The sequence below is a fragment of the Nonomuraea sp. NPDC002799 genome (assembly GCF_053592075.1).
The window spans coordinates 201,418-226,286 of the sequence record NZ_JBSFVA010000012.1 but is presented as its reverse complement, the minus strand read 5'-3'; the positions used below and the strand labels follow the sequence as shown (position 1 = coordinate 226,286).

Below are 24,869 nucleotides of genomic sequence, written 5' to 3'. Positions count from 1 at the left end.
CGCCTACGGTGCCGGTGCGACCCTGCGAGCGTCCCATCGGCACGGGGCGGGGCGCCGGGACATCAAGTGTCACCAGGGGATACGACGAAGGGATCGGGAAAGACATGACCGAGGCATCGGGCCGGATGGCGCAGCAACTCGCCAAGTCGGTGGAGCTCCAGGACTTCCTGCGAACGGCGGGCACGCTGACGCTCGCCGACCGGCGAGCCCTCGTCCAGCAGGCGCTGCTGCTCGTGGAGCAGAACTACGTGCACCTGCCGCTCAAGGTCGCCATGCACGCGGTCAACCCCGTCCAGCGGCTGCGGCTCGTGGGCCTGCGGCTCAGCCGGCAGAGCGACGCGACCATGGACCCGGAGTGGCTTTTTCACGCGGAGTTGTCGGAGATCTTCCACTCGATGCGCGATCTGCACACCAACTACCTGCTCCCGTTGCCCTTCTCCGGCAAGATCGCCTACCTGCCGTACCAGGTCGAGGAGTACTACGACGGCCAGGTCCGCCGCTACACGGTCACCAGGATCGTGCAGGGCCTCGCCGTTCCCGGGTTCGGCCCGGGGGTGGAGGTGACCCACTGGAACGGCGTCCCGATCGACAAGGCGGTGGAGCTCAACGCGGCGCGTTACGCGGGCAGCAACCCGGCGGCCCGCCACTCGCGCGGGCTGCAGTCGCTGACCATCCGGCCGCTGCGCATCCACGTGCCGCCGGATGAGGCGTGGGTCACGCTCAGCTACGTCAACGCGGACGGGATCGCGCAGGAGCTGCGGGAGAAGTGGCGCATCACCGACAACCTGCCGCCGTTCGTCAACGCCGACGAGCTCACCACCGCCGCCATGGCCCAGGGCCTCGACCTCGGCACCGACGAGATCGGCCGCGCCGTCCGGATGTTGTACGTCCCGCAGGCCGTCACCCCGCAGGAGACGACGACCGCCGCCGAGCTCACGACCGAGCCCGCGGAGAGCGGCGCGGACGTCCCGACGTCCATGCCGGGCGTCTTCCGCGCCAGGAGCGTGACCACCCCGTCCGGCACGTTCGGCCACATCCGGGTCTTCAGCTTCAACGTCAACGACCCGCTCGGGTTCGTCCGCGAGTTCGTCCGCCTGGCCGGCCTGCTCCCGCAGAACGGCCTCATCCTGGACGTGCGCGGCAACGGCGGCGGCCACATCTTCGCCAGCGAGTTCCTCCTGCAGACGCTCACGCCCAACCCGATCACCCCTGAGCCGACGCAGTTCATCACGTCGCCGCTGAACGTGCGCATCTGCCGGCAGCACCGGGACGACCCGACCGGCCAGATCGACCTCGGCCCCTGGTACCCGTCGATGGACCAGGCCGTGGAGACCGGCGCCGTCTACTCGGGCGGTTTCTCCATCACGCCGGCCGACGGGGCCAACGCCCTCGGCCAGCAGTACTTCGGCCCGGTCGTGCTCATCACGGACGCCCGCTGCTACTCGGCGACGGACATCTTCGCCGCCGGCTTCCAGGACCACCAGATCGGCCCCGTCCTCGGCGTGGACGACAACACCGGCGCGGGCGGCGCCAACGTGTGGACCCACGAGCTGCTCAAACTCCTGCTCGAACTGCCCGAGCCGGCGCCCGACAGCCCCTACCGGCCGCTGCCCGGTGGCGCGAACCTGCGGGTGTCGATCCGGCGCACCCTGCGGGTGCACGACCTCGCGGGCACGCCCGTCGAGGACCTCGGCGTGGTGCCCGGCCACCGCCACCGCCTGACCCGCAAGGACGTCCTGGAGGACAACGTGGACCTGCTCGAACGGGCTGCGCAGCTTCTCGCGGGCCTGCCGGTGCGGCGCCTGGACGCGCAGATCGCGCAGGAGAGCCTGACCCTCAGCACGCGGCTGCTCGACCGGGCCGACGTCTACCTGGACGGCAGGCCGCGGATGTCGGTGGACCTGACGGAGGAGGTCGTCACGGTCACCGTCCCCGGGCTCGGGTCCGCGCGGGTGGTCCGCGTGGAGGGCTTCCAGGACGGCCGGTTCGCGGCCGCCCGCACCATCAACCGCTGACGGCTCCCTGGCCGCGGCGGCGGCGACGGCCGCCGCCGCGGATGCGTCCCTCATGCGACGATCGGGGAGCACCCCTACGTCCAGGAGGGCCGATGTCCGGTCTGTCGTTCGAGCCGATGACGCCGACGAGCTTTCTCGAACGGTCGGCGGCCGTGTTCGGGCCGCGCCTCGCGGTCGTGGACGGTGATCTGACGCTCACCTACGCGCGGTTGTGGGAGCGGGCCCGCCTGCTGGCCGGCGGGCTGGCCGCGGCCGGGGTGCGGGCAGGGGACGGGGCGCGGGCGGGGGACCGGGTGGCGGTGCTGGCCGCCAACGGCCACCTGCTGCTGGAGGCCACCTTCGGCGTGCCGGCGGCCGGGGCGGTCATGGTGCCGATGAACATCCGGTTGTCGGCCGGCGAGCTCGCGTACATCCTCGACCACGCCGAGGTCTCCGTGCTCCTGCACGACGACGAGCACGCGCCGCTCGCCCGCGCCGCCGCCGCGGCGAGCGTGTCGCCCCCGCGCACGATCTCCGCCGGCGCGTACGAGGCGCTGGTCGCGGGCGCGGAGCCGCTGCTGGTCCGGGTGACGGACGAGTTGTCACCGCTGTCGATCAACTACACGAGCGGGACGACGGGCCGGCCCAAAGGCGTCGTGTACCACCACCGGGGCGCCTACCTCCAGGCGCTGGCCATGGCGCTGCACACCAAGCTCGACGCGGGCAGCGGCTACCTGTGGACGCTGCCGATGTTCCACTGCCACGGGTGGTGCTTCCCCTGGGCGGTCACGCTGGCCGGCGCCCGTCACGTCTGCCTGCCCAAGGTCGATCCCGGCGAGGCGTGGCGGCTCATCGGCCTGCACCGCGTCACCCACCTGTGCGGCGCTCCGACGGTGCTCACGTCGTTGCTGGCCCATCCCGGCGCGCCGGCCGCCGCCCTCGACCCGCGCCTGCTCGCGTGCGTCGGCGGCGCGCCGCCGAGCCCCGCGCTGCTGGGGCGCGCGTTACGGGCCGGCATCGACGTGATCCACCTGTACGGGCTCACCGAGACCTACGGCCCCGCCGTGATCTGCCAGCCCCAGCCCGAGTGGAGCGACCTCGACCCCGCGGAGTCGGCCGCCCTGACCGCCCGGCAGGGTGTCGGCAACGTGATCGCGCAGGAGGTCCGGGTCGTCGACGAGCACGGCGCCGACGTGCCCGCCGACGCCGCCACGATCGGCGAGATCGCGGTGCGCGGCAACGACGTCATGGTGGGCTACCACCGCGATCCGGCGGCCACCGGCAAGGCCGCGCCCGACGGCTGGTTCCGCACCGGCGACCTGGCCGTCCGGCACGCCGACGGCTACGTCCGGCTCGTCGACCGGGCCAAGGACGTGATCATCTCCGGCGGGGAGAACATCGCCTCGGTGGAGGTGGAGAACGTGCTGATGAGCCACCCGTCGGTGCAGGAGGCCGCCGTCGTGGCCAGGCCCGACGCCTACTGGGGCGAGGTGCCCGTCGCCTACGTGAGCCTCGCCGCCGGGGCGGGCGTCACCGAGGCCGAGCTCGTCGAGCACGTACGCGGGCGGCTGGCGCACTTCAAGGCGCCCAAGGCGGTGTTCTTCTGCGAGTTGCCGAAGACCTCGACGGGGAAGATCCAGAAGACCGTGCTGCGGGAGCGCGCGGCCCGCTGACAGCGTGGTGACGGGCGATGGAGCCGCCTGAGGTGATGGGTTACCGTCGTTTTCATAGCGCGGCAAGTCAAGTCCGTTCGTGAGGCTCACCCTCCAGGAGATGACATGACCGATCCCGTGACGCTGCCCCTGCACATGCGGCGCACCGTGTTCGACCCGGATCCCGAGCTCGGTAAGGTGCGCGACGGAGAGGGCGTGGTGCGGGTGCCCACCCCGTTCGGCGTGGACGCCTGGATCGTCACCCGCTACGCCGACGTCCGCGAGGTGCTCGGCGACCACGAGCGCTTCAGCAACGGCCGGCAGCGCTTCTTCCGGCCCGCCGGGATCCTGCCCGGGGGCGGGAAGCAGGCCGAGGCGATGCGCGCGGGAAACCTGATCCTCTTCGACCCTCCCGAGCACACCCGGTTGCGCCGGATGCTGACGCCGGAGTTCACCATGCGGCGGATGAACCGCCTGGAGCCGCGCATCCGCGCCATCGTCACCGAGCATCTGGACGCCATGGAGCGCACCGGCCCGCCGGCCGACCTGATCGCGGACTTCGCGCTGCCGATCCCGTCCCTGGTGATCTGCGAGCTGCTCGGCGTGCCGTACGAGGATCGCGCCGGCTTCCAGCGGCGCACGGAGAAGGTGCTGGACGTCTCGCTGTCGCCCGATGAGCGGCTGGCGGCGAACCTGGCCTCGCGCGACTACATGAGCGGCCTCGTCGCCCGCGCCCAGGCCGAGCCGGGCGAGGACATGCTCGGCATGCTCGTCCGCGAGCACGGCGACGACCTGTCGACCGACGAGCTCATCGGCATCGCCGGGTTGTTGCTGCTGGCCGGCCACGAGACCACCTCCAACATGCTCGGGCTCGGCACCCTGGCTCTGCTGCGCCACCCCGGCCAGCTCGATCTGCTCAGGAGGGAGCCCGAGCGGATCGGCGCCACCGTGGAGGAGCTGATGCGCTGGCTCAGCATCGTCCACTCGGGCACGGGCAAGCTCACCACCACCGAGGTCGAGCTGTCGGGCACCCGCATCCCGGCCGGCGAGGTGGTCATGTGCGCGCTGGCGGCGGCCAACCGCGACCCGTCCCACATCGAGGACCCCGACCGCCTCGACATCGCCCGCGGCGACCTCGGGCATCTGGGCTTCGGCCACGGCGTGCACCACTGCCTGGGCGCGCCGCTGGCCAGGATGGAGATGCGGATCGCCTTTCCCGCGCTGTTCGAGCGCTTCCCCGGCCTGCGCGAGACCGGCACCCCCGCGGAGTTCCGCTCCGCCAACGTCGTCTACGGGCTGACCAGCTTCGAGGTCGCCTGGTAGGGCGCTGACCTGGGCCTGGGCGGAGGGTTGACAGCATAACCAACCAAGCGCATGCTTCATTGCGGCGAGGGGCCGCGCGACTCGCCGATCAGTGTCGTACGGCCGGGGCACCCGGCGCGAGGTGCCCCGGCCGTCTTCTCCTGCCGCCGCCCCCGACGCGGGCGCGGCCTGCCGAAGGGATCGATCGATGGAGTCTGCCGCGCCGTCCTCGCCGAGCCTGACCAGCCGCCGCTCCCTGCTCGTCGCGGGCGGGATCCTGATGACCGGCGCGGCGATGGGCCAACTGCCCGCCTTCGCCGACGCGGAGTTCGACGCGGAGTTCGACGCGGAGTTCGACGTCGTGATCGCCGGGGCCGGGGCCGCGGGGATGACGGCCGCGCTGGCCGCGGCGCGGCGCGGCCTGCGTACGGTGGTGATCGAGAAGGCGCCCACGTTCGGCGGGTCGGCGGCCCGCTCGGGCGCCGGCATCTGGATCCCGAACAACGAGGTGATCCTCGCCGCCGGCGTGCCGGACACCCCGGCCAAGGCCGCCGCCTATCTCGCGCGCGTCGTCGGGGCCACGGTGCCCGTGGAGCGGCAGCGGGCGTTCCTGGCGGCGGGGCCGCAGATGATCTCGTTCGTGCTGCGGAACAGCCCGCTGCGGTTCCGGTTCATGGACGGCTACTCCGACTACTACCCGGACTTCCCCGGCGGGCTGCCCGGCGGGCGCTCCATCGAGCCGGACCAGCTCGACGGCAACATCCTGGGCGCGGAGCTGGCCCGACTCAACCCGGCGTACATCCCCACCCCGGCCGGCATGGTGGTCTTCAGCGCCGACTACAAGTGGCTGACGCTCAGCGCGGTCAATCCCAAGGGCCTGGAGGTGGCCGCCGCGTGCCTGCTGCGCGGCACGGAGGCCGCGCTGCGCGGGGAGAAGCCGCTCACCATGGGCCAGGCCCTGGCCGCCGGCCTGCGGGCCGGGCTGGCGGCGGCCGGGGTGCCCGTGTGGCTCGGCACCCCGCTGCACGACCTGCTCGTCGAGTCGGGCCGCGTCACCGGTGTGGTCACCTCCGGCGGCCTGGTCAGGGCCAGGCAGGGGGTGATCGTCGGATCGGGCGGGTTCGAGCACAGCGCGGCGATGCGCGCGGAGTTCCAGCGCCAGCCCATCGGGACGAGCTGGACGGTCGGCGCCAAGGAGAACACCGGCGACGGCATCGAGGCCGGGGAGCGGGCCGGCGCCGCCCTGGAGCTCATGGACGACGCGTGGTGGGGGCCGTCGATCCCGCTGCCGGGGGAGCCGTACTTCTGCCTGGCCGAGCGCACGCTGCCGGGCTGCCTGATGGTCAACGGCGCGGGCGCGCGCTTCGTCAACGAAGGCGCGCCCTACAGCGACGTGGTGCACGTCATGTACGACCGCCACACCCCGGCCGCGCCGCACATCCCCGCCTGGCTGATCACCGACCAGCAGTACCGCAACCGCTACCTGTTCAAGGACGTCGCCCCGCTGCTGCCGCTGCCCGCCTCCTGGTACGACGGCGGCGCCGTGCACAAGGCCTGGACGGTCGAGCAGCTGGCGCAGCGGATCGGCGTCCCGCCGGCGGCCCTGCGCGCCACGATCACCCGGTTCAACACGTTCGCGCAGAACGGCCGGGACCTGGACTTCCGCCGGGGCGACAGCGTCTACGACCGCTACTACGCCGACCCCTACGTCAAGCCCAACCCCTGCCTGGCGCCGCTGTGGTTGCCGCCCTTCTACGCCTTCAAGATCGTCCCGGGCGACCTGGGCACCAAGGGCGGCATGCGCACCGACGCGCGGGCGCGCGTCCTGCGGGCGGACGGCTCGGTCATCCCCGGCCTGTACGCCGCCGGCAACGCCAGCGCGGCCGTCATGGGCCACAGCTACGCCGGCGCCGGCTCGACCCTGGGCCCCGCCATGACCTTCGGCTACGTGGCCGCGAACGACATCGCCGACGCGGCGGGCCGCCCCGCCGCACGATGACCACCGCAGGGTGATCGTCCGGCGAGGCGCCCATGCGGTCAGATGAGCTGGATGTAGTCCAGCTCGGCGTATCCGGTGCCGCCGCCGAAGAACGGCGAGCCCTTGGCCAGGCGGATCACGTTGTAGCCGGCCCTGAGCGTGACGGTGGCGCCGACGGTGGCGCCGAACTGGCCCCAGGCCGCGGTCGGCGGGTAGCTGACCGTGGCCCAGGCGCCGCCGTTGTAGGCCAGGCCCTGCGTCGCGGTGGCCCCGGTGCCGTTGGCGTAGCCGATGGTCATCGTGTACGCCCGCGCCGCCGGCACGTTCACCACGAAGTCGACGTAGCTGTCGGTCCGCGGCGTGCCCGAGTTGTCGATGCGCCCCACGTAGCCGCCGCCCGACGCGCCGGCCGTGCTGAGCCGCTGGGCGCGGAAGACGGAGGCGTTCTCGGCCTCGTAACGCTGCTGGTAGGCGGGCACGCCGCCGACCGGCTCGACGACGAGCTGGTAGGCGCTGGTGACGGCCATGTTCGGCACGGAGACGCTGAGCTGGCCGCCCGTGACCGTGCGCGTGGTGGTGGAGATCGTCGTGGGCGCGGTCACGGCGGTGAACCGGCCGCCGGCCGGCGTGGACAGCAGCGTGACGCGCACGCTCGCGCCGAGCGCGCCGAGGCCCGTGAGGTTGACGGTGTTGGTGCCGGCCTCGTTGCCGAACACCACGTTGACGATCCTGCGGGTGCCGTCGTAGGAGGCGAAGCCGTCCAGGCCGGTCTGCGTCACCGGCGTGGTGGTGACCATGTTGCCGGCCATGTCGCCGTACCACTTGTACAACCACCACGTGCCCGTGGGCTGGGTGTTGCCGGTGACCAGGCCGTTCATGGTGCCGTACTCGTACCAGAAGGCGCGATGGGCGGACTCCACGCCGCCGCGCTCGAACTTGGCCACGTAACTCGCGATCCGGCCGGGCACGTCCACCTCCGAGGTGGGGGCGTACTCGTTGATGGAGATACGCCGCGGGCTGATCCCCAGCGACGCCTCCAGCGACCGGTAGTCGGCGAGGTCGGCGGCGATCCGGCCGGCGTTCTCCAGCTCGTGCCAGCAGATGACGTCGGGCAGCGTGCCGGTGTCGCGGGCGCGGGTCAGGAACGACTGCATCCAGGCGCGGTTGTAGGTGGCGGTGCTCGGGCCGACGATCGGCGTCAGCGTGTCCAGGGCGCGGACCGCGCGGAACGTGCGCACCCAGCCGTCGTTGAACGCGCCCGCCGCGGCGGTGTTCCAGGTCCAGTCCGGCTCGTTCCAGAGCTCCCAGCCGATCACGTTGCTGACCGAGGTGGCCGACAGGCGGGCGTTGACCATGGTGGTCACCTTGGCCAGCCAGTCGTCCCAGCTCACCCACCGGTAGGGGAAGTCGGGGTAGATGTCGGGCATCCGGATGAACTGGCCGGCGCCGACCCTGGTCGCCTGCGGGGCCACGAGCAGCGCGTCCCCGCCGGGCGGCTGGCCGTTGGGCCGCTGGCCGACGCCGGGGGCCGGTTGCGTGAGCGAGTTGACCTTGATCGGTAACAGGGTGGAGTCGGCGGGCCTGCTGTTCTCGGCCAGGCCGTACAGGCCGCCGGACGCCACGTGGGTGACCGGCCGGAACGGCTGGGCGACGTTGACGGTGAGGGTGGCGCCGGCCGCCTGCGCGGGCGGCGTCAGCGCGCCCGCGAGGAGTGCGGCGGCCAGACCGATGACGGCACCGCGCCTGATGTGGGGGGTGAACACGTTCTTACCTCGCTCTGCGTCGATGGGTAAGGCCCGGGACCGCCGGCGCGGGCGGCCCCGTCGTGCGTGGCGGGCTCCGATGGTTGCGCTAACATTCAGCGCCCAGGAGTCGGGAAAACGTTTTCCTCAAGTTATCGAGGCGGATACGTCACGTCAATGGTCCTGCTGTAATGCACTGGTGGACCGTAGGATGCGTTGAGGAAAAACTCGGAAAACGGAGGAAACTTTGGGAAAAGCGGTCCGGCACGTGACGATCGCCGACGTCGCGGCACTGGCCGGCGTGTCCGTCGGCACCGCCTCCAAGGCGCTCAACGGGCGAGGGTCGTTGCGGGAGGAGACCCGCGACCGCGTCAAGGCGGCGGCGCGCGAGCTGAGCTTCGAGGTGAACGCGGGCGCGCGCAGCCTGCACTCCGGCCGCACCTACACCGTGGGCATGATCACCACCGACACCATCGGCCGGTTCAGCATCCCGGTCATGATCGGGGCCGAGGACGCGCTGGGCGCCGGCCAGATGTCGGTCTTCCTGTGCGACGGCCGCGACGACCCGATCCGCGAGCAGTACTACGTCAGGACCCTGCTGAGCCGCCGCGTCGACGGCATCATCGTCACCGGCCGCCGCTCCGAGGCCCGCGCGCCCATCGGCCCTGACCTGCCGGTCCCCGTCGTGTACGCCTTCATCAGCTCCACCGACCCCGGCGACTGCTCCGTCGTGCCCGACGAGGCCGGCGGCGCCCGCAAGGCCGTCGAGCACCTCCTCGCCGTCGGCAGGACCCGCGTCGCGCACGTCACCGGGCCCGAGCACCACCACTCGGCCCGGGTGCGCGCCGGCGCGGCGGCCGGGCGGCTGGCCGAGGACGGGCTCACCCTGGCCGCGCCGCCGCTGTTCGGCGCCTGGAGCGAGATGTGGGGCCGTCAGGCGGTGGCGATGTTGCTGGCCGGGCGGGCCGGGTTCGACGCCGTGTTCTGCGGCAACGACCAGATCGCCCGCGGCGTGTCCGACGCGCTGCGCGCCGCGGGCCGGGCCGTCCCGCACGACGTCGCGCTCATCGGCTTCGACAACTGGGACGTCATGGCCGAAGCGGCGCAGCCGCCGCTGACCAGCATCGACATGGACCTGGAAGGGCTCGGCCGCTCGGCCGCCGGCATGTTGCTGGCCGCCATCAACGGCTCGCCCGCTCCCGGCCGCCACGAACGCCCGTGCCACTTGGTGATCCGCGAGTCCACGACCGTCCCGTTCCCGCCGGCCTAGTCACGCGGGCCCGGGATGCGGACCGGCGGCTACGGCCGGTCTGGTCGCGCGGGCCCGGGGTGCGCATCGGCGGCTACGGGCCCAGGGGCGGCTGGTGGGTGCGGAAGAAGCCGAGCACCGCGCGGGTCAGCGCCACGCGCTGGTCCGACAGGGCGTGGTCGGTGGGCAGGACGAGGTGCTGGAGCCGCTTGACCGGCTGGGCCTCGTAGGCGGCCACGACCGGATCGTGGTGCATGGGGGCGGGGCTGACCGGGTCGCGCCCGGTGCCCACCAGCAGGACCGGGCGGCCGGCGAAGCGCGGGGCGAGCCCGGCCAGCCGCCACGCGTCGCCCGCCGCCTCCATCTCGGCGACCAGGGCCTCGCCGCTGGTCCCGCGCAGCGGCAGCAACTCCCCCTCGAATGCCTCGACGTAGGCGGCCCGGGTCTCGGCGCTCGCGCGCGCGGCGGCGCTCGCCGCGCCGAAGTCGAAGGCGGCGGCCGAGGCGACGGCCGCGATGGAGGGGTCGGCAGCGGCGGTCATCAGGGCCGCGAACCCCCCGGCGCTGTGGCCGTACAGCGACACCCTGCCCGGATCGAGCCGGTGGGCCGCGACGGCCTCGGGATCGCGTACGGCGGCGACCGCGGCGGCGGTGTCGGCCAGCACGTTCGCCCACGAGTACGTCCCGCCGACCCCCCACGAGCCCCGGTAGTGGAAGACCAGCGCGGCGTATCCGGCCCGCCGCAGCGCCTGCGCCACGTCGAAGTTGCGCTCGTTGCCCGGGAAGCCGTGCGCCAGCACCACGACCGGATGCGGGCCCGGCCCGGCCGGCACGTGCAGCACGCCGAACAGCGTCACCCCGTCACTGCCGAACATGAACGCCGGCGTGCTGGCGGCAGGCGTCAGCGCGCTCGGCGGGTCGGTGATGAGAAAGTCCATCCGGCACTCCCCAAAGATCGAACCGATCGGTACGAAGTGACGGTAGCAGATGCCGGCCCAGCCGGGACACCTCCGTGTCTAGGACACCGCGAGCCAGGCCAGCGCGGCGGTCACCAGGGCCTCGACGCCCGCCGGCAGGGTGGGCAGGATCACGGGGGCGAAGGCGGGCGAGTGGTTGCCCGGCACGTCCTCCGTCAGGCGGCCCGCCAGCTCGGCGCGGGCGTAGGCGTCCGGGTCGGTGCAGCCGAGCCCCCAGAAGACGGAGGGTGCGCCGGCCGCGGAGCCGATGACGCCGAAGTCCTCGCTGCCCATCAGCGGCGCCATCTCCGTCACCCGCCCGGAGCCGAAGCGGCAGGCGAAGGCGTCGTGCACGCGGGCGGTGGCGGCGGGGTCGTTCGTGGTCAGGGGGAAGGCGTTGAGGGTGCGCAGCCGGGGCGGGCGCGGCGCGCCGGACGCGGCGGCCTCGGCGTTCACGACGCGCTCGACCGCCGCCAGGAGGGAGCGGCGCACGCCGGGGGAGAACGAGCGGAGGTTGACGGTGATGGTGGCCTCGTCGGCGATGACGTTCTCCTTGTGGCCCGCGTGGATCTGGGCCACCGTCAGCACGGCGGTGTCGAACGGGGAGACCTCGCGGGAGACGACGGTCTGCAGCCGCATGACGGTGGCGGCGGCCAGGATCACCGGGTCCACGGTGCGCTCCGGCTGGGAGCCGTGCCCGCCCCGCCCGTACAGGGTGATCTCGATGCTGTCGGCGGCGGCCAGGACCTCACCGGGGCTGATCAGCACCGTCCCGGCCGGCTTGGGGAAGACGTGCTGGCCGAGGACGACGTCGGGGCGGCCCACCAGGTCCAGCAGCCCGTCGTCGACCATGGCCTGAGCTCCGGCCGCGATCTCCTCCGCCGGCTGGAAGAGCGCCACCAGCGTGCCGCGCCACCGCTCGCGGCCCGCCGCGAGCACCTGCGCCGCGCCGGCCAGGCAGGTCACGTGCATGTCGTGCCCGCAGGCGTGCATGAGTGGCACCTGCCGGCCCTCGGCGTCCTGCGCCGTGGTGGCGCTCGCGTACGGCAGGCCGGTCGCCTCCAGCACCGGCAGCGCGTCCATGTCGGCCCGCAGCACGACGACCGGCCCGTCGCCGTTGCGCAGCACGCCCACCACGCCCGTGCCGCCGACGCCGGCGCGCACCTCGAACCCGGCCGCGCGCAGCCGCCCGGCCGCGATGCCCGCCGTCCGCTCCTCCTTGAAGGGCGGCTCGGGGTGCCGGTGCAGGTCCTGGTAGAGCGCGGCGAGGTCGTCGCGCGCCGGCTCGTCGAGCCCGGCCATGATGGCGTCCGTCGAAGTGCTCATCCCTGTGCCCGTTCCAGTGCGGAGATCTCGTCGGCGAGTGTACGGCGAGCGGCGCCGACCTGCTCGGCCGTGGGCGGCGTCCTGGGGAAGCCGGCCGGCAGCCCGTCGAGTACGGAGGTGTAGACGGCCGTGCGGCGCGGCGTGCGCGCCGGCCCGGGCAGCCGGAACAGCGCGGCCACCAGGCGATCGACGGCCTCGGTGTCGAAGACCGACTCCCACGCCAGCCGCTCGGGCCCGGCGGCGGCGACCACGGGCCGCTCCGCCCTGGCCGCGAGCGTGGCCGCCTCGTCGATCGCGAGGCCGCCGTCCGGGGTGCCGCGCAGCACCACGCCGTACGCCTCCGCCGCCGCCTCGCCCGACACCACGCCGCGCTCGACGTCCCGCAGCACGGCCGCGGGCTCCCTGGTGTACGGGTCGCCGTAGCCGCCGGCGCCCGCGGTCAGCAGGGTGACGACCGTGCCGGGCTCCAGCGGCAGCACGTCGATCTTGAAGTGCCGGCGCTCCCGTGGCGTGCCGGGATCGACGATCAGCTCGGTGGGCGCGCCCGGCCCGCCGCCGCGCACGCCCCACGGCCGGAAGCACATCCGCTCCAGGCCCCGGGCCAGCAACTTCGAGCCCTCCCCGACCACCCGGAAGGTGAGCTCCAGCCCGCAGCCGCCGCGCCAGCGCCCGGCGCCGCCGGAGTCGGGGCGCAGGCCGTACTTGAGGATCTCGACCCCGATCTCGGTCTCGACCGTCTCCACCGGGTTGTTGGACAGGTTGGAGATGCCGCTGTCACGGCCGTCCACGCCGTCGGCGCCGTCGCGGGCCCCCGTGCCGCCCACCATCGGCTCCAGGACCTGCACGTTCTGGCCGGCCCCGCGCTGCTCGGCGACCACGACCGGCACCACCAGCCCGCTGGAGGCGGCCGGCAGGACGTGCGGGGCGGCGAGCCCGAGCGCGCCGCCGACGGCGTCGTTGACCCGGTTGGCGGAGGCGTGGCGCACGCCCACGGCCGCCGGATGCACCGGATTGACCAGTGAGCCCTCCGGCGTGGTCACGCTGATCGGCGCGATCAGCCCGGCGTTGAGCGCGATGCCGGGATCGAGGGTGCAGATCAGCGCGAGCACCCGGGTGACGATCCAGGCGTGCGGCCGGCCCAGGGTCGCGATGTTGAACGCCGCGGCCACCTGCGGATCCGTGCCCGTGAAGTCGAGGTGCAGGTCGCCGCCGCGCAGCGTCGCGGTGACCGACAGCCGGACCGGGATGCTGGAGACGGCGTCGTCGTCGAGATAGTCCACGAACCGGTGGGTCCCGTCGCCGAGCCCCGCCAGGGCGGCACGGGCCTTGCCCGCGGTGTACTCGACCAGGTCGCCCTGCGCGGCCAGCACCGTGGCCGCGTCGTGCTGGGCGATGACGCCGGCCAGCCGTTCGCCGCCGGTGCGCAGGGCGGCGCGCATGGCGCGGATGTCGCCCAGGTTGGCGTCGGGCGTGCGGCTGTTCGCCGAGATCAGCGCCTCCACGTCGCGGGCCGGCTCCCCGGCGCGCACCAGCTTGACCGGCGGGATCTGCAGGCCCTCCTGGAAGATCTCGTCGTTGATCGGCGACAGGCTGCTCGGCACCCGGCCGCCGATGTCGGAGCAGTGGATGAACGCCCAGCCGTACCCGATCAGCTCGCCCTCGTGGAAGTAGGGCTCGATGAGCTGGATGTCGGTGAGGTGGGTGGCCAGGCCGCCGGAGCGGTACGGGTCGTTGGTGATGATGACGTCACCCGGCGCCAGGGGCCCGGCGGCGCGGACGGCGGTCAGGACGTTCAGCCCGACGAACCCGGAGACGCCGATGCCGCGCGGATAGGCCACGAAACCGCCGTCCAGGCCGGCGAAGGCGCAGCAGAAGTCGGCGGTCTCCTTGACGTACAAGGAGCGGCTCGTCCGCTGCAGGGTCAGGCACATCTCCTCGGTCATGGCCGTCAGCCGGTTGCCGACGATCTCCAAGGTGACGGGGTCGAGCCGCACGGTCAGGCCTTTCGACGGAGGTGGAGGTTGCCGGCGCCGTCAACGTCCCCGGACCAGCCGGGCAGGACGACCACGGTGGTGTCGTCCTGCTCGACGATCGCCGGGCCGTCGAACGTGTCGCCCACGCCCAGGGACGGGCGGTGATGCACATCGGCGTCGTGCCAGGCGCCCGCCAGCAGGACGCGCCGGCGGCCGGCCGGGCGGGGCGCGCCGGATCCCGGCGGCACGGTGGCCGCCGGCAGCTCGGCCACGGGGCCGACGACACCCAGCCGGGCGGTGCCCAGCTCGATGGGGGCGTCCTGGTCGCGGAAGCCGTACAGGCGCTCGTGCTCGGCGTGGAACGCCTCGGAGAGCGCCTCGGCGTCAAGGCGGCCCAGGTCGAGGGGATCCAGGTTGAGGGGGTCCGGGTCGAGGCCGCTCTGGTCCAGGCCGGGGCCGGTGGCGTCGAGGTGGGCCGCGTTCAGGGAGGCCGTGTTCAGGGGGACGCGCAGTTCGTACGCCTGCCCGGAGTAACGCATGTCGGCCGCCGCCGTCAGCCGTGCCGCGAGGCCCTCGCCGCGCTGCTCAGCCAGCCAGTCACGGGCCTGGGCGGCCAGGTCGGCGAGCACGTCCGCCAGGCGGGCGGCGCTCGCGGCGCCGAGCGGGCGGCGCAGGCTGCGGGCGAAGTCACGGCGCAGGTCGGCGCCCGCGGCGCCCAGCGCGCAGAACGTGGCGGCGGTCGGCGGCACCACGATGTGGGTGATGCCGACCTCCTCGGCGAGCATCGCGGCGTGGGTGGGGCCCGCGCCGCCGAACGGGACGAGGGTGAACCGGCGCGGGTCTAGGCCGCGCTGAGCCATGATCTTCTGCAGCTCGGTCGCCATGCCCGCCGTGGCCACCCGGAGCGCCCCCGCCGCCGCATCGTGCGCATCTGCCTCAGCGGCGACTCCAGCGGCGGCCACGGGAGGTGCGGCGTCGGCCGTGCGGACGGCCGTTCCGCCGTCCCGGCGCAGGTGGGCGGCGATGCCGGACAGGGCCTTGGCGGAGGCGTCGGCGTCGAGCCGCATCCGGCCGCCGAGGAACGTCGCCGGGTCGATCAGGCCGGTCACGAGATAGCAGTCGGTCACGGTCGGGCGGTCTCCGCCCCGTCCGTACGCCACCGGCCCGGGATCCGCTCCCGCGCTGCTCGGCCCGACCTTGAGCACGCCCTGACCGTCCGCCCAGACGATCGAGCCGCCGCCCGCGCCGATCGCGTTCACCGCGACGACGGGCACGATCAGGGGCAGCCCGCCGACCGTCGTGTGGGTGGCCAGCTCGGGGGAGCCGCCGACCGTCACGGCGATGTCGCTGCTGGTGCCGCCCATGTCGAAGGTGACGATGCCGCCGATGCCCGACTCCCGCGCCAGCCGCGCCGCGGCCGCCACTCCGGCGGCCGGGCCCGACAACACGGTCTCGATGGGCCGCTCCGCCGCCGAGCGCAGGCTCATGGAGCCGCCGTTCGAGGCGCTGATGAAGATCGGGGCCGGTACGTCCAGGCCGCGTACCCGGTGCTCCAGCCGGGTGAAGTAGGCGTGCATGAGCGGCTGGATGTAGGCGTTCAGGCAGGCCACCAGGGCGCGCTCGTACTCGCGCACCTCGGGCCAGACGGTCGCCGACGCCGTCACCGGCAGGCCGGGCAGCCGCTCGCGCAGGCTCGCCGCGACACCCTCCTCGAAGGCGGGGTCGGTGTAGCCGTGCAGGACGACGACCGCCGCCGCGTCGGCGCCGGTCGCGCGGAGCCGTTCGGCGACGCGGTCCAGCGCGGCGGCGTCCGGCTCGGTGACGCGCTCGCCGCCCGGGCCGAGCCGGGCGGGGATCTCGACGATGCGGTTGCGGGGGACCAGGGGCTCCTCCTTGCCCGCGTACAGGTCGAAGGAGGACGGCATGCGGCTGCGGCCGATCTCCAGCAGGTCCCGGTAGCCCTCGGTCACGACCAGCGCGATGCGCGCGCCGCGGCGCTGGATGATGGCGTTCAGGCCGATCGTGGTGCCGTGCGTGATGCCCCCGACGTCCGACGGCCGCAGGTCCGCGCGGGCGAGGATGGCCGCCAGCCCGTCGGCGACGGCCAGGGAGGGGTCGGCGGGCGTGCTCGGCTCCTTGTGGTGGACCACCAGGCCGCGCTCGGGGACGACCGCGACGAGGTCGGTGAACGTGCCCCCGACGTCGATGCCGATCCGCGCCTTCTCCACGGTCACAATGCCTCCGAAATATGAGCGAACCGGTCGGCTACCACCATCACGACCACACTCGCGGCCATGAGCAACGTCGACACCGCGGCCATCGACGGATCAAGCTGATACTGCACGGCCGAGAAGATGCGCAGCGGCACCGTCGTGGTGTTGGCGCCGGCGACCAGGGCCGTCACGGCGACCTCGCCCAGCGAGGTGACCGCGGCCAGGATCGCGCCCGCGAGGATGCCGGGGCGCAGCAGCGGCAGCGTCACGGTGCGGAACACCCGGAACCGGCCCGCGCCCAGGCTCGTCGCGGCCCGTTCGAGCACGGGATCGAGCTGGGCCGCGCTCACCATGACCGCGCGCACCACGAACGGCAGCACGACCAGCGAGTGCGCCAGCCACAGGCCGGTCAGCGAGTTGATCAGGCCGACGCCGTGGAAGTAGTAGAGCAGGCCGAGCGCGATGATGATCTCCGGCACCATCAGCGGCGACAGCGCCAGCCCCTGGAGGAGCCTGCGGCCGGGGAAGGAGCCCTGCGCGAGCCCGTACGCGGCCAGCGTGCCGATCACCACGGTCGTCGGCACGACCATGAGCACCAGCAGGCCGCTCAGCCGGAAAGAAGCCTGCCAGTCGGGCGAGCCGAGCACGTCGGCGTACCAGCGCAGCGACAGGCCCGACGGCGGGAACGCCATCGAGCTCGCCGCGTTGAACGAGCTCACGACCAGCACCACCAGCGGCGCGATCAGGAACAGGAAGACGATCGCCGCCGCGCCGGCGCCCGCCAGCCGCACGATCCTGTCGTAACCGCGCTCAGCCCTGCCGTGCCGCACTCTGCCCTGCTCAGCCATGCAGCCGCCTCTCCCAGATCCGGAACGCGCCCGCGAGCACCATCGTGGAGACGACGGTGAGCGCCAGCAGCGCGAAGCTCAGCGCCGCCGCGACCGGATAGTCGAACACCGTCGTGACCTGGTCGTAGACCCGGATGCCCGTCAGCGGCTGGGTCACCCCGCCGACCAGCAGCGGCGTGATGTAGATGCCCATGGCCAGCGCGAAGACGATCAGCGCGCCGGTGACCGCGCCCGGCAGGCTCAGCGGGACCGTGACCCGCAGGAACGTCCTGACCGGGCCGGCCCCGAGGGTCTGCGAGGCCCGGTGCAGGTTGCGGTCCTGCCCGCCGAGCGCGGTCGTGAGCGGGATGATCGCGAACGGCAGCAGCACGTGCGTGACCGCCACCACCACCGCCGGATAGCTGGTGAGGAACTGGATCGGCTGGTCCCGCAGGCCCGAGGCGACCAGCGCCTTGTTCACGACGCCGTTGCCGGACAGCAGCACCACCCAGCCGTAGGTGCGCACCACCACGCTGGTCAGCAGCGGCGAGATGACGATGACGAACAGCAGGGTGCGCAGCACTCCAGGGCGCCGGCGGGCCAGGACGTACGCGGCGGGGTAGGCCAGCAGCACGCACAGCGCCGCCACCAGGAGGGCGGTGGCCAGGGTCTGCAGGAGGGAGCCGTAGAAGTAGGGCTCGGTGAACACCCGCGCGTACTGGGCGAGGGTGAAGCCGGGGACGGCCGCGTTGAAGGTGTCGACCGGGTTGAAGCTGAGACGCAGGAGCTGGACGAGCGGCACCAGGAACAGGGCCGCGAGGAAGACGACGAGCGGGAGGACGTACGTCAGGCCCGTCCACCGGCGGCCCGTGCCGCCGGACGTCGCCGGGCCTGCGCTCCGGGCCTCCTCCGAGGAGGCGCCCGCGCCGCCGCTTCGGGGTCCGGTCGTCATCCGGTCCCCTCCACGTCCGGCCGTCCGGAGCCCGTTTCGAGGACGATCACGTCGGCCGGGTCCCAGGTCGCCACGACCGGCGTGCCCGCGCCCGGCGGGTCGGCCGAGCCCGCGCCGGTGTCGGCGACCTGCACACTCAGGGTGCGCCCGTCGGCCAGCCGGACCTCCACCTGCCAGGCGTCACCCGCGAACGCCCGGTAACCCACCGTGCCCGCGACGCCGGCCGTCACCCGGTCGTCCGAAGCGGGCGTGGCGAGCCGGATGCGCTCGGGGCGGATGGCGACCACCGCGTGCTCGCCCGGCCGCAGGCCCGGCGCACCGCTGCCGGCGATCCCGCCGGCGATTCCGCCGACGGTGATCCCATCGGTGTCGAGCCCGCCCTCGGCGGTCACCGTGCCCTCCAGGACGTTGGCGGCCCCGATGAACTGCGCCACGAACCGCGTCGCCGGCCGCCGGTAGACCTCGTCAGGCGTGCCGAGCTGCTCGATCCGCCCGCCGTTCATGATGGCCACCCGGTCGGACAGCGCCAGGGCCTCCTCCTGGTCGTGGGTGACGAAGACCATCGTGGTGCCGATGCGGCGCTGGATGGCCCGCAGCTCCACCCGCATCTCCCTGCGCAGCTTCGCGTCGAGGTTGGACAGCGGCTCGTCGAGCAGCAGCACGGCGGGCCGGATGGCCAGGGCGCGGGCCAGAGCCACGCGCTGCTGCTGGCCGCCGGACAGCTGCTTGGGCCGGCGGGCGGCATAACCGTCGAGGCCGACGAGGCGCAGCGCCTCGCGTACCCGCTCCTCCCGCTCGGCCTTGCCGAGGCGGCGGACCCGCAGCCCGTAGGCGACGTTGTCGGCGACGGTCATGTGCGGGAAGAGCGCGTAGTTCTGGAAGACCAGGCCGAGCCCCCGCCGGTACGGCGGCCGCCGCGTCACGTCGGAGCCGTCGATCACGATCCGCCCGGCCGTGGGCTGCACGAAACCGGCGATGGAGTTGAGCAGCGTCGTCTTGCCGCAACCGCTGGGCCCCAGAATGGACAGGAACTCGCCCTTGCGGATGGAGAGCCGGTCGAGGTCGAGCACCCGCGCGCCCTCGTAACCGGCGGCCAGGCCCTCGATCTCGACGTGCCCGGCCCCCTCCTCGGGCAGCTCGATCAGCCGAAGATCTGATTCCATCGCTGCTGCCATTCGTTGAGCTTGGGGGTGGCGACGGCGTAGTCGACCCAGGTGAACTTCTTGAAGACCTCGGGACCGTGCTCGACCCACTGCTCGAAGGAGGGGCTGTAGTCGATCGAGTCGTTCCCGGCGGCGTACCAGGTGCCCTCGGCGAACGGCTTCTGGTTCTGCGCCGCCGTGAGGTAGTCGAGGAACTTGGTGGCCAGCTCGCTCTTCTGGGTGCCGCTGGCGATGAAGTACGAGGTCAGCGCGCCCACCGCGCCGGACTTGGGGTAGGTGAAGCTGATCGGGGAGCCGGCCTGGGCCATGGCGAACGCGCGGCCGTCCCAGAAGGGCATGATCCAGGCGTCGCCGTTCTCCATGACCGTGGCGGCGGTGCCCGCGTTCGCGGGGAAGGAGGACACGCAGCCCTTCAGCGTCTCCAGCTTGGCGAACGCCTTGTCCACGGCCGCCGGGTCGGACAGCTTGCCGCCCTCGGAGGTGACCAGGGCGGAGAAGAACTCCAGGCCCGGGTTGTAGGTGAGCGGGGGCAGGGCGACGTGGCCGCAGAACTGCTTGTCGAAGATGGCCGACCAGTCCGCCGGCGCAGTCTTGATCTTGTCGTTGCGGTACATGAGACCGGTGGAGCCCGTGGTCAGCGGCACGCCGAACTGCTTGCCGTCGTAGGCCGACTTGGAGTTGAGCACGGGGTCGAGCTCTTTCCAGTGCGTCAGCTTCGCGGTGTCCAGGGGCTGCAGCAGTCCCGCGGAGGCAGCGGGCAGCGAGGCGTCCGGGGTGAAGGCCATGACGTCGAACGGCGGGTTCTTGCCCCCGGCGGCACGCAGCTTGGTGAGCCACTCGGCGTTGGCGCCGTAGACCAGGTTCACCTTCGCGCCGGTGTCGCGTTCGAACGGCTCGACGAATGATTTCTTGAACAGCTCGCCCCAGGCGCCCGCGAACGCGGTCACCGTGAGCGTCTGCTGCGCGTCCGAGCCCGGCGAACCGCCCGTGTCCACGCCGCCGCAGGCCGTCAGCGCCAGCATGACCGCCGCACCGGCTCCCGCCAGGCGAGTTACTCCGCCCCTCATCTTTCCCTTTTCCCTTCGAGCGGCCGGCCAAGGGCGCGGGGCAGGGCACGGCTGGGGGACCGCGCTTGCCGCCGGAAGCACCATTCGGCTCGACGACCATGTCATCACCCGGGGCACCCCGCCGCGGTTGGGAGGGTTGCCGTCCAGCAAGCCGGGGCTTCGCACTGAACTCGTGACAAAGCCGACTGTACCAGTCGGGTTTATCTGCAATCGTCTGATCTAGTTTAGTGCCCTGCGTCCTATTTATAACAATTTGTGGCCTGTGGGGTCCGAGTGCCACTTCGGCACCCTCGCTCCCTACCCGGCTCGCTGCGAGGTATGGCAGCCAAGCGGCGGCGCCGGATTTGCCGTAAAGTTAATAGGTAATGCATAGATTGACCCGCCGGACGCAAAGGGGAAGGTGAACGCCATGCCGAGCTCCGCACCGTGGCCTAGTCTCGGGCCCATGCCGACCGATGAGGACCTTCTCGACTCCCTGCTCCCGGCGCCGGACCTGGCGGTCGTCGCGATCGGCCCGCCGGCCGGGGGAGAGGGCCACTGGGCGGGCGCCCCCAGCGCGGTCGCCGCCGACGGCCGGATCTGGCTGGCCTACCGGCTGCGCCGGCCGGTGGGCCAGGGCCGGGGATACGCGATCGTGGTCGCCCGCTCGGCCGACGGCGAACGTTTCGAGACGGTGCTGACCATCGCCCGCGAGCAGATGGCCACCGAGTCGCTGGAGCGGCCGGCGCTGCTGCGCACCCCCGAGGGCCGGTGGCGGCTCTACCTGAGCTGCGCGACGCCCGGCACCAAGCACTGGCGCGTCGACGTGCTGGAGGCCGACGACCCGGCCGCCTTCGACCCGGGCTCGCGCAGGACCGTGCTGCCCGGCGATCAGAAGACCGGGGTGAAGGACCCGGTGATCGTACGGCGGGGCGGGATGTGGCATCTGTGGGCCTCCTGCCATCCGCTGGCCGACCCGGAGGAGGCCGACCAGATGGTGACCGACTACGCCACCAGCGCCGACGGGCTGGAGTGGACCTGGCACGGCACCGCCCTGAGCGGCCGGCCCGGCCTGTGGGACTCGCGGGGGGTGCGGGTCAGCGCGGTGCGGTTCCGGGGCGAGCGGGTGGTGGCGTTCTACGACGGGCGCGCGAGTGCCGCGGAGAACTACGAGGAGCGCACCGGGATCGCCGAGGGCACGGATCCGGCGGTGCTCACGCCCGTGGGCGACACGGCCGCCGCGATCTCGCCGTACCGGGGCGGCGGGCTGCGCTACCTGGACGTGATCGACCTGCCCGGCGGCGCCACCCGCCTGTACTACGAGTACACCCGCGCGGACGGCGCCCACGAGCTGCGCACGGAACTACGCTGACGGCCCGGCGCACCGGGCCGCGCCGGCGGCCGGGCGCATGGCTCGCGCACTGGGCTGCGCTGACGGCCGGGCGCCCGGTTCGTGCTCAGCGGGGTGTGGGCGGGCGGCCGTTCCTGGCCTGGTGCTGGCCGGGCGGGCGGGCCCCGACCATGCCGCCCGAGCGGGTCCGCGGCCCCAGCCAGTCGCTGAAGTCCTCGCCGGTGACCTCCTGAAGGCGCAGGATGTCGTCGGCGAAGTAGGGCAGGAGCTCTCGCCGCTGCTCCCACGTCAACGGCCGGCGCGACTCGCCGCTGCGCTGAAGCAGCCGCTGGACCGGCCAGGCGAGGAACGCGGGCACCCGCCGCCGGAACGAGGCCAGCAGCCGGTGCAGGGGATCCGGGTCGGGGTGCGCCGTGACGTTCTGCTTGGCCAGCTCGGTGAGCAGGCCCTGACGCACGCCGAGGAACGCGCAGATCCGGTCGAGGGTCTCCGCCGGCCGGTCGACCAGGTCCCGGTAACGGAAGATCAGCACCTGCTCGCGGGGGAACAGCGTGAAGAGCCGGGCCAGTTGCTCGCCGTAGCGTCCGAGCCCCGCGTAGTGCCAGAAGTGCGCCCAGCCGCCGGCGATCCGCCGCTCCTCCTCGGCGCACGCGCGTACGACGTCGTCGATCGGCTCCAGGCCCGCCGACCACAGGTGCGTCCAGTTGGAGTGGGCCCGCTCGATGGGGTCGCGCAGGATCACGATGAGCCTGGCGTGCGGAACGGTGTCCCGGATGCGCCGCTGCGCGTCCGCGTCGTACAGATAGAACGGGGTGGCCTCGCCCTTGAGCGCTCCCGGCGGCGCCCCGGCGAACAGCGCCTCGTAGTCCGCGCGCCGCCAGACGTGCTCGCGGTAGGTCTGGGCGTCGCCGGGCCCGCCCGTGGTCGGCGGCGGGCCGTCGGTGAGGAAGAACTTGGGCTCCTTGACCTGGGACAGGAACAGGGCGGGGTGGAGCTGAAGGGCGGCGTGCAGGGCGGTGGTGCCCGCCTTGGGCACACCCACGATCAGGAAGTCCGGCAGGGGCACGGTCGTCCTCCTCCGTCGCGGCAGTGAACGACTAATTACCTACCAGTTATACATGATAGAGACGATCCGGGAGGGGTCTTGACTTGCCCCTGGTTCTCCCTAATGATTATTCCTACTTGTACAGTAGGATTAATCGGGAAAGGAGGCGCCGTGCGGGCACTCATCCTGCTCGGGCTGGTCGGCTTCGCCGCGCAGCTCGTGGACGGCAGCCTGGGCATGGCCTATGGCGTCACGTCGACCACACTGCTGCTGGCCATCGGCACCAACGCCGCCGCTGCGTCGGCCACCGTGCACCTGGCGGAAATCGGCACCACACTCGCCTCGGGCATCTCACACTGGCGCTTCGGCAACATCGACTGGAAAGTCGTCCTCAAGATCGGCGTCCCTGGCGCCGTCGGTGCCTTCGCGGGCGCGACGTTCCTGTCGAGCCTGTCCACCGAGATCGCCGCTCCGGTCATGTCGATCATTCTCCTGAGCCTCGGCGTCTACATCCTCATCCGGTTCACCGCGTTCGGGCTGCCGCGTGGCAACCTGGGCAAGCCGCTGCGCAAGCGTTTCCTCGCGCCGCTCGGTGTGATCGCCGGCTTCGTCGACGCCACCGGCGGGGGCGGCTGGGGCCCGGTCGGCACGCCGGCCATCCTGGCCAGCGGCCGGATGGCGCCGCGCAAGGTGATCGGCTCCATCGACGCCAGCGAGTTCCTCGTCGCCATCGCCGCCAGCATCGGCTTCTTCGTCGGCATCGGCTCCGAGAACATCAACTTCTCCTGGGTCGCCGTGCTGCTACTCGGTGGCGTCATCGCCGCCCCGATCGCCGCATGGCTGGTCCGTCACATCCCGCCGCGCATCCTCGGCTCCGCCGTGGGCGGCGTCATCGTGCTGACCAACGTACGCACCCTGCTCCGCAGTGACTGGATCGACGCCGCCGGCAACGTCCAGGCCATCGCCTACATCGCCATCGCCATCGTCTGGATCGGCGCCATCGCCTACTCGGTGCGCGAATACCGGCGTGACAAGGCCAACGAGTCCGTCGAAGCGGTCGAGGACGAGCTCCGCCGCAAGTCGGCCGAGGAGGAGACCGCCTCGGCCTGAGTCCCGCCCTCGGAGCTCGGCGATCTCGTACGAGCCCCGCACCTGGGACCCTTTCCCGGCCACGCCTGGCCGGGCCCGGCACGCCGTTCCACGGCCGGGCCCGGCCAGGCGGGTTCCCCAGCCGGAGCCGATCCGGCCGTCCCCGGACCACGAGGAGGATCATTGACGTCGAGTTCTTGCCCGCCCCCGCGCCGGTCACGACATCGTCGCGACCGGCCCTCGACGGTTTCCGCCCTGGCACTCCCCGCCGGGGCCGTCGTATTTCCGCCTCAGCGCCGGCGGGATGCCTGATGCGCATCTCGGCCCGGACCCAGTACGCGTTGTGCGCCATGGTCGCACTCGCGACCGCCGAAGGGCCCGTCCACGCCGAGTGGGTCGCCCTCACCCAGGACATCCCCCGCCGCTTCTGCGACAACATCCTGCTCCAGCTCCGCCGGGCCGGGCTGGTCCGCAGCCAGCGCGGTCCCGACGGCGGCTACTGGCTGGCCCGTCCGGCCAAGGAGATCAGCCTCGCCGACGTGATCCACGTGACCGAGGGCGTCGAGCAGATCGCCGAGCACTTCCCGGCCGCCGCCGCGCCGCTCGCCGACGTCTGGGCCGAGCTGCGCAGCCATGAGCACGCCCTGCTGAGCGAGATCTCACTCGCGCACATCGTGGACGGCTCCGACTCCCAGGACGTCACCGCCGGAGCCGAAGGCGGCCGTTCAGCCTGAGCCGGAACGCCGGCCGTTTCCCGGCAACCCTCCACGATCGCCGGCCGATCCGGACACCCCCCAGACTCGCCGGCCGCTCCGGACACCCCCCACGGTGATCTGCTCGGGTCCGGCCACGGCGCGGCCGGTGGCCGGCCGTCCGACGGGGTGAAGCGGGCCGCGAGTCCCGCGATGGCGTCGCCCAGGTCGAGGCCGGGCTCCTCGATGAGGCCGTCGGTGTAGAGGGTCAGGACCGAGCCGGGCGGCAGGTGGCCGGCGCTGGCCAGGCAGCGGGCAGG

The 24,869-nt window shown here is 72.9% G+C and carries 18 protein-coding genes and 1 riboswitch; of the genes, 8 read left to right on the top strand and 10 right to left on the bottom strand.

The window, feature by feature from the left end; genetic code table 11:
• The first annotated feature begins 104 nt into the window (after nt 1-104).
• From ACWD0F_RS23470 to kstD, 4 genes are all read left to right on the top strand, one after another.
• Nucleotides 105-2,015 carry a S41 family peptidase gene (locus ACWD0F_RS23470; RefSeq protein WP_449878725.1) on the top strand — a complete coding sequence of 637 codons (1,911 nt, stop codon included), beginning with the start codon at nt 105-107 and terminating at the stop codon, nt 2,013-2,015.
• Between the two features lie 92 nt (nt 2,016-2,107).
• Nucleotides 2,108-3,667 (top strand): AMP-binding protein, encoded by a 1,560-nt coding sequence (locus ACWD0F_RS23465; RefSeq protein WP_449878723.1) that lies wholly within the window; start codon nt 2,108-2,110, stop codon nt 3,665-3,667.
• A 105-nt stretch (nt 3,668-3,772) separates the two neighbouring features.
• The gene (locus ACWD0F_RS23460; RefSeq protein WP_449878721.1) at nt 3,773-4,969 is read left to right on the top strand and encodes a cytochrome P450; all 1,197 of its coding nucleotides are present in this window, start codon (nt 3,773-3,775) and stop codon (nt 4,967-4,969) included.
• Nucleotides 4,970-5,156: 187 nt separating this feature from the next.
• A complete protein-coding gene (gene kstD, locus ACWD0F_RS23455) occupies nt 5,157-6,947 on the top strand; it encodes a 3-oxosteroid 1-dehydrogenase (protein WP_449878720.1) in 1,791 nt (596 codons plus the stop codon).
• A gap of 38 nt (nt 6,948-6,985) precedes the next feature.
• Here the strand turns inward: kstD and ACWD0F_RS23450 are convergent, their stop codons facing one another.
• Nucleotides 6,986-8,689, bottom strand: a complete 1,704-nt coding sequence (locus ACWD0F_RS23450; protein ID WP_449878718.1) for a CBM35 domain-containing protein — start codon at nt 8,687-8,689, stop codon at nt 6,986-6,988.
• Nucleotides 8,690-8,915: 226 nt separating this feature from the next.
• Between ACWD0F_RS23450 and ACWD0F_RS23445 the strand changes: the two genes are divergently transcribed.
• A complete protein-coding gene (locus ACWD0F_RS23445) occupies nt 8,916-9,938 on the top strand; it encodes a LacI family DNA-binding transcriptional regulator (protein ID WP_449878716.1) in 1,023 nt (340 codons plus the stop codon).
• A 73-nt stretch (nt 9,939-10,011) separates the two neighbouring features.
• Here ACWD0F_RS23445 and ACWD0F_RS23440 read toward each other — a convergent pair whose 3' ends face one another.
• The 8 genes from ACWD0F_RS23440 to ACWD0F_RS23405 form a co-directional block, all read right to left on the bottom strand.
• A complete protein-coding gene (locus tag ACWD0F_RS23440; protein ID WP_449878715.1) occupies nt 10,012-10,854 on the bottom strand; it encodes an alpha/beta hydrolase family protein in 843 nt (280 codons plus the stop codon).
• 78 nt (nt 10,855-10,932) lie between these two features.
• Nucleotides 10,933-12,198 (bottom strand): amidohydrolase, encoded by a 1,266-nt coding sequence (locus ACWD0F_RS23435; RefSeq protein WP_449878713.1) that lies wholly within the window; start codon nt 12,196-12,198, stop codon nt 10,933-10,935.
• Nucleotides 12,195-14,192 (bottom strand): hydantoinase B/oxoprolinase family protein, encoded by a 1,998-nt coding sequence (locus ACWD0F_RS23430; protein ID WP_449878711.1) that lies wholly within the window; start codon nt 14,190-14,192, stop codon nt 12,195-12,197. The genes ACWD0F_RS23435 and ACWD0F_RS23430 overlap by 4 nt, the downstream gene beginning before the upstream one ends.
• Before the next feature lie 2 nt (nt 14,193-14,194).
• Entirely contained in the window at nt 14,195-16,405 is a 2,211-nt protein-coding gene (locus ACWD0F_RS23425; RefSeq protein WP_449878709.1) for a hydantoinase/oxoprolinase family protein, read from the bottom strand.
• A complete protein-coding gene (locus tag ACWD0F_RS23420) occupies nt 16,402-17,232 on the bottom strand; it encodes an ABC transporter permease (RefSeq protein WP_449878707.1) in 831 nt (276 codons plus the stop codon). The genes ACWD0F_RS23425 and ACWD0F_RS23420 overlap by 4 nt, the downstream gene beginning before the upstream one ends.
• Complete coding sequence (locus tag ACWD0F_RS23415; protein WP_449878705.1) at nt 17,225-18,163, bottom strand: ABC transporter permease; 939 nt, start codon at nt 18,161-18,163, stop codon at nt 17,225-17,227. The genes ACWD0F_RS23420 and ACWD0F_RS23415 overlap by 8 nt, the downstream gene beginning before the upstream one ends.
• Nucleotides 18,160-19,326, bottom strand: a complete 1,167-nt coding sequence (locus ACWD0F_RS23410; protein WP_449878703.1) for an ABC transporter ATP-binding protein — start codon at nt 19,324-19,326, stop codon at nt 18,160-18,162. The genes ACWD0F_RS23415 and ACWD0F_RS23410 overlap by 4 nt, the downstream gene beginning before the upstream one ends.
• The gene (locus ACWD0F_RS23405) at nt 19,305-20,393 is read right to left on the bottom strand and encodes an ABC transporter substrate-binding protein (RefSeq protein ID WP_449878702.1); all 1,089 of its coding nucleotides are present in this window, start codon (nt 20,391-20,393) and stop codon (nt 19,305-19,307) included. The genes ACWD0F_RS23410 and ACWD0F_RS23405 overlap by 22 nt, the downstream gene beginning before the upstream one ends.
• Before the next feature lie 56 nt (nt 20,394-20,449).
• A riboswitch (SAM riboswitch) is annotated at nt 20,450-20,571 on the bottom strand.
• 267 nt (nt 20,572-20,838) lie between these two features.
• Here ACWD0F_RS23405 and ACWD0F_RS23400 point away from each other — a divergent pair.
• Nucleotides 20,839-21,744 carry a hypothetical protein gene (locus ACWD0F_RS23400; protein WP_449878700.1) on the top strand — a complete coding sequence of 302 codons (906 nt, stop codon included), beginning with the start codon at nt 20,839-20,841 and terminating at the stop codon, nt 21,742-21,744.
• An 85-nt stretch (nt 21,745-21,829) separates the two neighbouring features.
• Here the strand turns inward: ACWD0F_RS23400 and ACWD0F_RS23395 are convergent, their stop codons facing one another.
• Nucleotides 21,830-22,789, bottom strand: a complete 960-nt coding sequence (locus tag ACWD0F_RS23395; RefSeq protein ID WP_449878698.1) for a sulfotransferase family protein — start codon at nt 22,787-22,789, stop codon at nt 21,830-21,832.
• Between the two features lie 150 nt (nt 22,790-22,939).
• On the opposite strand from ACWD0F_RS23395, the gene ACWD0F_RS23390 reads away from it, so the two are divergent.
• Together ACWD0F_RS23390 and ACWD0F_RS23385 are read left to right on the top strand one after the other, a co-directional pair.
• Nucleotides 22,940-23,878, top strand: a complete 939-nt coding sequence (locus ACWD0F_RS23390; protein ID WP_449878697.1) for a sulfite exporter TauE/SafE family protein — start codon at nt 22,940-22,942, stop codon at nt 23,876-23,878.
• A gap of 290 nt (nt 23,879-24,168) precedes the next feature.
• The gene (locus tag ACWD0F_RS23385) at nt 24,169-24,591 is read left to right on the top strand and encodes an RrF2 family transcriptional regulator (protein ID WP_449878696.1); all 423 of its coding nucleotides are present in this window, start codon (nt 24,169-24,171) and stop codon (nt 24,589-24,591) included.
• Nucleotides 24,592-24,869 lie beyond the last annotated feature (278 nt).